Annotated in this window: 11 protein-coding genes; 4 read left to right on the top strand and 7 right to left on the bottom strand. The window is 41.3% G+C overall.

Annotated elements, in window-relative coordinates:
• Position 1: 1 nt before the first annotated feature.
• The gene (locus A9Y75_RS10365; protein ID WP_071189475.1) at positions 2–2,530 is read right to left on the bottom strand and encodes a mannose-1-phosphate guanyltransferase; all 2,529 of its coding nucleotides are present in this window, start codon (positions 2,528–2,530) and stop codon (positions 2–4) included.
• Positions 2,531–3,165: 635 nt separating this feature from the next.
• On the opposite strand from A9Y75_RS10365, the gene A9Y75_RS10360 reads away from it, so the two are divergent.
• Positions 3,166–3,357: a hypothetical protein gene (locus A9Y75_RS10360; RefSeq protein WP_071189675.1), complete on the top strand. Its 192-nt coding sequence runs from the start codon at positions 3,166–3,168 to the stop codon at positions 3,355–3,357.
• A 42-nt stretch (positions 3,358–3,399) separates the two neighbouring features.
• On the opposite strand, the gene A9Y75_RS10355 is transcribed toward A9Y75_RS10360, so the two are convergent.
• Complete coding sequence (locus A9Y75_RS10355) at positions 3,400–3,669, bottom strand: YciI family protein (protein ID WP_071189474.1); 270 nt, start codon at positions 3,667–3,669, stop codon at positions 3,400–3,402.
• Between the two features lie 149 nt (positions 3,670–3,818).
• Between A9Y75_RS10355 and A9Y75_RS28395 the strand changes: the two genes are divergently transcribed.
• Positions 3,819–4,013 carry a hypothetical protein gene (locus tag A9Y75_RS28395; protein ID WP_071189473.1) on the top strand — a complete coding sequence of 65 codons (195 nt, stop codon included), beginning with the start codon at positions 3,819–3,821 and terminating at the stop codon, positions 4,011–4,013.
• Here the strand turns inward: A9Y75_RS28395 and A9Y75_RS10345 are convergent.
• A complete protein-coding gene (locus tag A9Y75_RS10345; protein ID WP_071189472.1) occupies positions 4,003–4,191 on the bottom strand; it encodes a type II toxin-antitoxin system HicA family toxin in 189 nt (62 codons plus the stop codon). The two genes, A9Y75_RS28395 and A9Y75_RS10345, sit on opposite strands and share 11 nt — an antisense overlap.
• Positions 4,188–4,391: a type II toxin-antitoxin system HicB family antitoxin gene (locus A9Y75_RS10340; protein WP_201788405.1), complete on the bottom strand. Its 204-nt coding sequence runs from the start codon at positions 4,389–4,391 to the stop codon at positions 4,188–4,190. The genes A9Y75_RS10345 and A9Y75_RS10340 overlap by 4 nt, the downstream gene beginning before the upstream one ends.
• A gap of 25 nt (positions 4,392–4,416) precedes the next feature.
• Here A9Y75_RS10340 and A9Y75_RS28390 point away from each other — a divergent pair, with 25 nt between their 5' ends.
• The gene (locus tag A9Y75_RS28390) at positions 4,417–4,563 is read left to right on the top strand and encodes a hypothetical protein (protein ID WP_177176147.1); all 147 of its coding nucleotides are present in this window, start codon (positions 4,417–4,419) and stop codon (positions 4,561–4,563) included.
• A gap of 72 nt (positions 4,564–4,635) precedes the next feature.
• Here A9Y75_RS28390 and pheT read toward each other — a convergent pair whose 3' ends face one another.
• A complete protein-coding gene (pheT, locus tag A9Y75_RS10335; protein WP_071189470.1) occupies positions 4,636–7,071 on the bottom strand; it encodes a phenylalanine--tRNA ligase subunit beta in 2,436 nt (811 codons plus the stop codon).
• A gap of 570 nt (positions 7,072–7,641) precedes the next feature.
• On the opposite strand from pheT, the gene A9Y75_RS10330 reads away from it, so the two are divergent.
• A complete protein-coding gene (locus A9Y75_RS10330; protein WP_071189469.1) occupies positions 7,642–8,175 on the top strand; it encodes a single-stranded DNA-binding protein in 534 nt (177 codons plus the stop codon).
• A 198-nt stretch (positions 8,176–8,373) separates the two neighbouring features.
• On the opposite strand, the gene A9Y75_RS10325 is transcribed toward A9Y75_RS10330, so the two are convergent.
• Together A9Y75_RS10325 and A9Y75_RS10320 are read right to left on the bottom strand one after the other, a co-directional pair.
• Positions 8,374–9,252 carry an NAD(P)-binding domain-containing protein gene (locus A9Y75_RS10325; RefSeq protein WP_016949074.1) on the bottom strand — a complete coding sequence of 293 codons (879 nt, stop codon included), beginning with the start codon at positions 9,250–9,252 and terminating at the stop codon, positions 8,374–8,376.
• 331 nt (positions 9,253–9,583) lie between these two features.
• A partial coding sequence (locus A9Y75_RS10320) for an SAM-dependent methyltransferase (RefSeq protein WP_177176146.1) occupies positions 9,584–9,987 on the bottom strand: 404 nt, incomplete at its 5' end.

Here is a 9,987-nt window from a genome sequence, read left to right as displayed (position 1 = left end):
TTTAGACTTCGGCGGCGTAATGTTCCTGTTCTCGTTCCACAAATGTCTGAACACGGTTGCGGTAATTTCTCAAGTTGTCATCTACCCATTCGCGATCGCTGCTATTGACAAATAAATGTACCATCGGTTCACTAGCATCTGGCAAAACTAACACCCAACTATCATCATAAGGCTGACAAATTTTTACCCCGTCAATTAATTCTAGGTTTTGGGCTGGGTGAGTTTCTACCAAATAACGCATTAACGCCCCTTTAGCAGTCCAGGGACAGCGGATAGTATAATTTCTATGAATGACGCGAGGCAATTCGGCGCGAACAGATGCCAGCGATCGCTCTTGGATAGTCAGCATTTCAATTAATTTAGCAATACAGAACATCGAATCAAACCCCGGATGTAAATGGGGGAAAATAAAACCAGTCTCCCCACTACCTCCTAAAACTACATTCTGATTTTTTTGGGAAGCTTCCATTAAAGCCGTCGGATTGGCTTTGGTGCGAATGACTTTACCATCATGACGACGAGCTACTTGTTCTACAGCACTGGAAGCGTGGACTGGGACAACTACTGAACTCCTGGGGTTAGATGTCAACATCATATCTACCATCAGCGCTGTCAGTGTCTCCCCCCGCACCGGGTAGCCAGACTCATCAACTAAAATCAGTTGTTCTCCATTCGCTGATACCTGAACACCAAAATTAGCCTTTAGTGCTTCCACCACATGACCTAATTGTGTCAGCAATCCTTCGCGGTTAGTCGTTGACATTGAGGTTTTATTCAAACTCGCATTTAGCACTACCGCATCAGCACCAAATTTATCTAACATTTGCGGTAAAACTGCCCCAGACACAGCATAAACATAATCAATCACCACCTTCGCCCGACTGTTACGAAGTGTCCCCACATTCAATAATTTCTCAAAAGCAGTGCAGTAAAGGTCAATTACTTGGCTGGGATATGCCACATCCCCAATTTCATGACTTTGCGCCCTCCGCATATCTTCCTTAAAATAAGCCCCCTCAATTTTCTTTTCCTGGGCTTTAGTAATATTAATTCCCTTGGCATCCATGAATTCAATCAGGATATAATCAGGGCGATCAGGGTGTACACGCACATGGATACCCCCCGCGACTCCCATAGTCGGGATCACTGTCCGGGTGATAGGAATAGCTGTAGAATCAAGGTTTTGAATATCAACACCTACGGACATCAAACCAGCAATTAAAGAACGAGTTACCATCCGCGAGACATTACGTTGGTCACGCGAAACCGTCACTTTAGAACGGGGTTTTAATGTAGAACCATAAGCAGCACCCAATTTCACCGCAAATTCTGGGCTGATATCGATATTAGCTAAACCTTGTACACCACGTTGACCAAATAAATTGCGTTGGGCAGTGTTACCCCAAATCAAGTTAATGTTTAAGATTGCACCTGACTCAATCTTTTTACTCGGCCACACCCGCACACCAGGGCTAATTTGGGCTTCTTCTCCCACGGTGGAAAGGGAACCGACTACGGCAGCTTCTAATACATGAGCGCGTCTATCTACACGAGTCCCACGGGAAATTACACAAGCTGATAGCTGGGCTTCATCACCAATGATTGCGCCATTCCAAACTATGGGACGCTTTAAGTTGGCATCAGCGCCGATGGTGACATTATCGCCAATTACAGTCCCGTCTTCAATGTGTACTCTCGCCCCAATCCGACAATTGTCACCAATTACAGCAGGCGTTTCAATTCTAGCTGTCGGATCAATATAGGTATTTTGACCAATCCACACACCGGGAGAAGTTTCTTGGTAGGGAAAATCAAGTTTTACTTTCCTAGCTAGAGCGTCATATTGCGCTTCACGATATGCATCTAAATGACCTACGTCACACCAGTAACCTTGGGCTACATAACCGTAAATTGGCTCATTTCTGGTGAGTAGTAAGGGAAATAAATCTTTAGAAAAGTCACATTCTGTGTATTCTGGTAGATATTCTAAAACTTCAGGTTCTAATATATAAGTACCAGTGTTGACAGTATCAGAAAAAATTTCGCTGGTGGAAGGTTTTTCTAGAAATCTCTGTATTCTTCCCGTTTGGTCAGTAATCACCACCCCAAATTCTATCGGGTTGGGAACACGGGTTAAAACTAAAGTTGCTTTTGACTGTTTTTGTTTGTGAAATGCGATCGCTGCTGTGAGATCAAAGTCTGTGATACTATCGCCGCTAATCACTAAAAAAGTTTCATCCAGCAGTTCTGCAATATTTTTTACACATCCTGCTGTACCCAGTGGCTGGTCTTCTTCGATAGCATAAGTCATCTGCACGCCAAAATCACTGCCATCTTGGAAGTAATCCCGTAGGACATCTGGTAAATAATGCAACGTTGCGATCACTTCCGTAATCTTATGTCTTCTCAGAAGATTAATGATGTGTTCAGCAATTGGTCGATTTAATATAGGAACCATCGGTTTTGGTAAATCGCAAGTTAAAGGACGTAACCTTGTCCCTGAACCCCCTGCCATCAATACTGCACGCATAAACCCTCCTATTTGCAGGTTAACTGCATTAGTATCCGTTATAAATTTTATGTTATTCTTTATTAAGTAGAGTAACGTAAATAATTAAAGGTTTGTCATCAGGGTTTCAGCCCTAAGGTTAAAAGCCCTGACTACGAGCCAATTTTAAAATTTGTTACCTGACTTAACATAGTTTGATTTCTTTTCACCTGACTTTAAAATAAGACCCCACCCCTAACCCCTCCCCGCTGTTTCGTGGAGGGGAATAAGAAGTTTTTTTTCATGTGTTCTGGTGTACGCAGTTCATGATGCCTACTTACTTAAGTCTCTTATAGATGTGACTCTTTGAGAAATTTCCACAAGATACATCTAGTGAGAAATAAGTTTAATTACTTATTAAACTATAGCAATACTCTTTGATTCATGAGAGAATTTTTTAAACTACAATCAAATAAATAAGTAGTCTCAAACTAAAGGACTGATTAATGCAGGCTACAAAAAAACCTACATAAGTGAGGCATACTTATGTAAGTTGGCGTAAATATTGATAATTGGCATAAAGTTTGAACTCTGTTCATCTTTCTCACAAGATTTATCTTGATTTGCGCCTTTCTAATTAGCTAATATTCTGTTAGTTACTAGGGGAGTTGATGGAAATGGGTAAATTAATTATTCTTGCCTTGATCGTAGTTTATGTCGGTGGAGCTTGGAAGTTTTGGACTGGATTTAATAAAACTAACTTTAATCAAAGTCTACCAAATCGCATTGGTTTTTCTTTGCTATGGCCAGCTTTGTTTATTGCTAATCCATCCTATCGGCGTAATTTTAGAAAAGCCCTTAAAGGATAATTCGTAATTCGTAATTAATTACAAATTATGAATTACGATTGACTAAAAAGCTTGAATCCACTCTTTAATAGAGTATTCAGTCCAAATGCCGTTTTGCCAATAGGGATCAGCTTCCACTAATTGACGAACGGTGTTTTCGTCTTCAGCGTCATAAATGCCAAAAACTTGTGTGACATCTTTGGTAGGGCCAAGGGTAATCAAAACACCAGCTTGTTTCTGTTTGGCTAATCCGTCTAAATGGGCTTGACGATAGGGTTCACGTTTTGCTATTACATCTTCGCAATAAGTTCCCCACATTATGTATTTTGGCATGGTGTTGTTATTTTTATCTTGGTGAAAAAATTATTGTAGATGTATTGTGAATTGTAGTCAATTATGATTAGGGCTTATTTGGTATAATTTATATTATTAGTCTCTCTTAGAGAACTAGCAAATAATACATTAAAAATTGTATGATACCGATGATTCCTTTTTTAGTAAGAATTCAGGAGTCAGGAGTCAGAATGCTTACCATTTCTCGAATTGAATTTTTATCTAAATTAACTTCTTTTCTAAGTTGCTCCATTCTTGTAATTACTGCTAGAATTTATTATTTAGTAGTTATTTTTCCCCAAGCATTATATTTAGGTGAAATTTCTTATCCTGTCATTTGGTAAAAGGTATCCCTAAATCCTTACAAATCTTTTTAGCTAGAATATCATCAATTTCTTGATGTCGAGGAATGGCTGATCTCCTGTTTTTATCAGGATTCCACCACCAAGAATGTCGAGAACCTTCACGAATAAACTCACAACCACACTCCTGTAAATGGCGTAATAAATCTCCCCGCTTCATAGTGCGATCGCTTCCTCAACATAATCACTACCCGCAGCTTCTATAGCATCTTGACGGTTAAATTCTAGTGCTTCTAACAGTGTAATGCGTAAACTTTCTAATAATTCCTCTCGCGTTGCTTCCTGACAATTTACACCAGGAATTTCTTCAATCCAACCCAACCACCAATCCCCAGAGTGTTTAATTACTGCTGTGTACAAAATCTTTCCTCCTTAGCTTTAGCAGTTGTTTAATATCTATCATAACAATGATACGGCAGAATTCAGGAGTCAGGAGTCAGGAGTCAGGAGTCAGGAGTCAGGAGTAAAACTGGCGAATGTGTATAGGTTTCAATTTAGATTCTGTACCTCATTGATATGCAATCTGCTATAATGAGAATTGGTAATTAATAAAATCAAACAATTCTGATTAATTACCAATTACTTATTACCAATTACCGATTAATTAACTTCTCAAACTCACGCCGAATTTTTCCACTAACGCGCTACGAACTTTATCGTGGACTGGTTGAACTTCAGAATCTGTGAGAGTGCGATCGCTGGCACGGTAGACTAAACGAAAGGCTAAACTCCGTTGTCCTACTGGAACGTGTTCACCACGATACTCATCAAACAATTCTACAGAATCTAATAAACCTTTACCAGCTTTGGTAATCACCTTTTCAATTTCCGAAACCGTGACTTTCACAGGTGCGAAAAAGGCAATATCTCTATCGCTCGCTGGATAGGTAGAATAAGAATGGAATTTGGGAACTAGCAAATCATCATTATCCAGCCCATTCAACAGCACATCCAAACTTAATTGGAACACATAAACTGCTTCTGGTAAACCCTTTTCTCGTCGCAATTGAGGATGAACTTGCCCAAAAGTCCCCAGTCTGTTTCCCCCCACCCATAAAGAAGCAGTGCGTCCAGGATGCAATCGAGAATCGCGGTTTTCTGGTTGAAATTCCACCTGCAAACTAAGTTGTTGAAACACACTTTCTAAAATGCCTTTCGCTTCAAACCAAGTCATAGGTTGTTCACGACCACCTCTTGACCATTTACCCAAAGAGGCATCACCACCAATGATCCCAGCCAGCATATCAGTTTCTTGGAAACCATCTTCTTCTCGCCAGAAAATGCGCCCAATTTCAAAACCATTTAGCGCCCCATTTCCCTGTTCTATATTATATTGACAAGCATCAATTAACCCAGATATTAAATCGGTTCGCAACGCCGAATATTCAGCAAATAATGGATTTGTTAAGACTATTTGCTGACTTTCTCCTGGTTTAACCAAAGAATAATGAATTAATTCTGTCAAACCTTCAGCCCGTAGAGAAGCGCGTAACTTCCGAAGTAACTCTTGATCTAAAGATAGATAACCAGGTTCAGTTTTTTCTGGTAAAGTATCGCAGAATTTATCATAGCCATAAAGACGGGCAATTTCTTCAATTAAATCAATTTCCCGTTCTAAGTCCCGGTAACGATAGGGAGGTACTGTCACCTTCCAAGTACGTTTACCACTATTCACCAACTCACATCCTAGTGCAGTCAGAATTTCTTCTACATCTTTTTCTTGCAGTTCTCCTGTTTCTTCTCCCAAATCAACCGGTCCGAGTACGTCATTCACTCGATCTAAACGCAGGGCGATAGAATGAGACCAAGTAGAAGATTCAGGACGACTATCAGCAGTTTCTTGCTGAACAATTACACCTGCTGCTAATTCACTGATTAACGATAAAGCGCGGTGACAAGCAATTTCTAATTCTGCTCGATTTACTCCGCGTTCATATCTGCCCGAAGCCTCACTTCTTAAGCCTACACTACGAGAAGAACGGCGAATAGCTACAGAATCAAATAAAGCCGCTTCTAAAATTAGACTTTGTGTACTTTCATGAACTTCTGTTTCCTCACCACCCATAACACCAGCTAAAGCCACTGCTTTATTATTAGCGGTGATTAACAAATTCTGAGTTGATAAATTGCGGGTTTGTCCATCTAAGGTTTTGAGAGTTTCGCCAGCATCAGCAAAGCGCACACCAATAGTTAATTTTTCACCCCCAGCCACAGATTTTAACCGTTCTTGATCAAAAGCGTGGAGAGGTTGTCCCCGTTCTAACAAAACGTAGTTAGTGATATCAACTACATTATTAATTGGTCTAACTCCAGCAGAACGCAAACGCTGTTGTAACCATTCCGGAGAAGGAGCAATTTTTAGCTGTTCTATTACCGTACCGATATAAGCCGGACAAGCTTCTGGTTCAGATATTTTTAAAGCTAAGTTTCCTGTACCTTTGATAATTTCTACTTTTGCGGATTCGGGAATAGATAATTCTCCACCTGTTAAAGCTGCCACTTCCCTAGCGATACCCACCATAGATAAAGCATCAGCACGGTTAGCAGTCGCAGTCACATCTAAAATGACATCATCTAAACCTAACAAGGGACGTACATCACTACCCAAGGTGAGATTTTCTGGGGTGAAAATATGAATACCATCTATGTCAGTGGGTAAACCTAGTTCTTTTAAAGAACATATCATCCCGTTAGATGGGACACCCCGTAGTTTTGCCGGTTTAATTTTTAAATCGATATTTGGTAAATAAGTCCCTGTAGTGGCAATGGGAACATAGATATCTGCACGGACATTAGCAGCACCACAGACAATATTTAAAGTCTCATCTGCACCAATATCTACTGTACAAACGCTGAGTTTATCTGCATTGGGGTGAGGTTGACGCTCAAGCACTCTCCCCACAACTACGCCATTTGCCCAAGTCCGGCGATCTTCAATATCTTCAACTTCAAACCCTGCCATTGTCAAGGTTTCGGCTAGTTCTTCTGGAGTAAGTTTTATTTCTACTAGTTCCCGCAGCCAATTTAGAGAAATACGCATGGAGTGTGCTGGTGTTCAGATTTGTCTTTTGCTTTAATTTTATCTGTTAGGTGGAGATAATTAGGTTTTTATATCGTTGCTGGAATCCCCTGACTTTACTCACATCTTGCACCTGGCGACTGGAAGTCGCGGCTAGACAGACAAAACCCGCCTACGCGGGTTTGAAACCACTGATTTTCCGTGAGTCCGCGCAGGCGGACTTAGTTTGTGTAGCCACGAATTCTATTCGTTAGGGCTTGGTGCAAGATATGTGTTTAGACATGGGGTGTCCCCGTGTCTTCTTCAACTGCCGGCGCGGTTAATTGCTCTAGGTGTTTTCCAGTTTATGTCCAGATTTAATCTTTTAATGGTAAATTAGTACTACTCAATGCAGAATAAATTGCTCGTTTCAGTCAGGTGCAGTTCATGAACAGCTATTTATAGTTGTTCAAAGTTCTCACTTGACTTTTGTGATTAAATGTGATTTAAATCCCCTGCGATAAAGTTCAGAAGTGCTAAATCCTTAGTAACATCATAGATAAATCTAGGGGATGGAAATATTGTAAAGTTTGACTGAATGAGGAGGAATATATGAACAGTTGTATTTTAATGGCAGAAATTTATGACGCGCCCCAACTGCGTCACACACCCGACGGGTTAGAAGTGACGGAAATGATCGTTCATGTTCCTGGAGTGCGTCCAGATGACCCTTCACACCCTTTGAAAGTTGTCGGCTGGGGTAATTTAGCGAAAGAAATTCATCAAACTTATCAATCAGGCGATCGCGTGATCATCGAAGGGCGCTTAGGGATGAATACTTTTGATCGTCCCGAAGGTTTCAAAGAAAAACGTGCTGAGTTGACAGTACAACGTATTCATGCTATAGGCAAAGGTATGAATCCGAATCCGAGTCCACAACCAGTGGCGACTGTAGCACCACCAGCACAGCGTCCTCCAGAGACATACCAATCAACCCAGCCAGCACCAACCCCAGCGACAACTTTTACAGGTACAGTACCCCAGCCAATCACCCCCGAACCGACTTATCAACCGGCAAATATTGAACGTCCATCCTATCAGCCTGTAACAGAAGCCGAACCTGATCCGGACGACATTCCATTTTAAGGAGATTAAGGATTGGGGATTACTAGCAAATAATTTTCCCCTGTCTTCAACAAGATGACGCTCTCAGGGAAACGAAGATAAGCGGTTTGATATCAAGTCTGGCTAATTGCTTATCAAACAAACTCTCCGCATCCCCGCGTCTCCGTGTCCCCGCGTCTCCGTGTCTCCCTAATGATAAGTATTCAACCGAACATGATATTACCCACCACTAACTTCACCCCATTCCCGAATTGCGGGAAAGACGGAAGAGTAATCATCTTCTGGATATGACATTTTCATTGCTGACTGTAAGATATGCCTTACACCCTCAATACTGCTGAGATTCAAACCAAGGGATTTAGCTTCAGAGATAAATAAATCTATTTCTTTGATCAATTGTTTTGTAGGCAAATTCGCTTTAGTGTAATTGCCATCTAACATCCGTTTCAGGTTTTGATCAAAGGTAGGCGCGTACAGTTTACTATCGCGCAGGATTCGCATAAACAAGTCTATATCAATGCCTTGCATTTGGACAAAAGCCAAACTCAGGGCAAAGCTAGTAGTGAGGGAAGCAATGAGTTGATTTAGTGCCAGTGTCAGCGCTGAGGCAGATCCCACAGGACCGATGTGTAATGGTTCGGGGCCAAAATGTTGCAGTAAATTGACGTGACGTTGATATTGTTCTGGTTCCGCACCTACCATCACAATTAACTTGCCAGTTTCTGCTTCCGGGATACTACCGAGTACGGGCGCTTCTATATATTCACCACCTGCCGCAACTACCGCATCTCTGATTTCTTGGCTTTCTGGGGGAGTCAGTGTTCCCATTTGGATGACACTGCGCCCTGATAAAGTGTGCCAAGAAGTATCTGTGAGCAAGACATGATAAATAGCTGCGGCATTAGATAGCATAAGAACTATACAATCAGCAGAGCGAATTGCTTGCCGTGGTTTTGTGACAATTTCTGCCCCTGCTGCTTGTAGTGGTGCTAATTTTTCTGGGGTGCGGTTGTAGGCCACTAGCTCTACATTTGCGGCTAATAACCTTTGAGCCATCGGTAGTCCCATCAATCCAGTTCCCAGAAATGCAACCTTCATGTTTTACGTTCCTTTGTCATTGGTCATTAGTCATTGGTCATTGGGGAATGGGAATCGGGAATAAGTAATTATTAATTATTTAATTATTTATCCGCCCCATCTCCCCATCTTTTCATTTTCCAGACATCAGCCACCTGCGGCAAAAGTAGCCATAATTATAATTGAAAGCAGGAGTCCGGGACTAAGTAGAGTTACTAGCACAAGTAGGTCGTGAGCAGTCATAGTGATTACTAAATTAAAGTTTGAGAGTTCAAGGTAATCACTGTTATGCTAGTCTAATAAAGACTAATACAGGATTCTTAAATAGAGTTTTAACCTTTTACCTTCACCTCTACCCAGGTGTGGTTAATCCCTTCAAGCATTGCAAGGCTTGTTTTGCCGTTAATTCCTTGCTTTGAACCAGAACTCCAAAACTGCCCAGTCCCGTGGGTGAAATTAGTTGGTGTAATGCTTCCCGTCGGTTTAGCACTTGTGATAATGGTTTGTTTTGAGATGAAAGGGCAGCTAGTCGTTCACCTAACCCTAACGCCATCAAAAATAAACCTTGTTGTGTCCAACCAACTGAATTCAAACCGCACTTTTTACCCCAAGATTCCAACGCTGTAAAATCAACATGAGCGGTGATATCTTGTCGCCCAATATTGATATAAGGATTATCATGATAACGATGATGGTAGTAGCACTGTAGTGTTCCTTGCGATCGCCTGGGGTTATAATAACGGCTGGAAGGGTAGC

It is taken from the genome of Trichormus sp. NMC-1 (genome assembly GCF_001858025.1).
In the GTDB taxonomy this organism is placed as follows: Bacteria; Cyanobacteriota; Cyanobacteriia; order Cyanobacteriales; family Nostocaceae; genus Anabaena.
This window is presented reverse-complemented; position numbering and strand designations above follow the sequence as displayed.

Coding starts and splice junctions, on each gene's coding strand:
- A9Y75_RS28395 (WP_071189473.1), top strand. CDS start 3,819: ATGATTCCTTTTTTAGTAAGAATTCAGGAGTCAGGAGTCAGAATGCTT.
- A9Y75_RS10345 (WP_071189472.1), bottom strand. CDS start 4,191: ATGAAGCGGGGAGATTTATTACGCCATTTACAGGAGTGTGGTTGTGAG.
- A9Y75_RS10365 (WP_071189475.1), bottom strand. CDS start 2,530: ATGCGTGCAGTATTGATGGCAGGGGGTTCAGGGACAAGGTTACGTCCT.
- A9Y75_RS10330 (WP_071189469.1), top strand. CDS start 7,642: ATGAACAGTTGTATTTTAATGGCAGAAATTTATGACGCGCCCCAACTG.
- A9Y75_RS10360 (WP_071189675.1), top strand. CDS start 3,166: ATGGGTAAATTAATTATTCTTGCCTTGATCGTAGTTTATGTCGGTGGA.
- A9Y75_RS10355 (WP_071189474.1), bottom strand. CDS start 3,669: ATGCCAAAATACATAATGTGGGGAACTTATTGCGAAGATGTAATAGCA.
- A9Y75_RS10325 (WP_016949074.1), bottom strand. CDS start 9,252: ATGAAGGTTGCATTTCTGGGAACTGGATTGATGGGACTACCGATGGCT.
- pheT (WP_071189470.1), bottom strand. CDS start 7,071: ATGCGTATTTCTCTAAATTGGCTGCGGGAACTAGTAGAAATAAAACTT.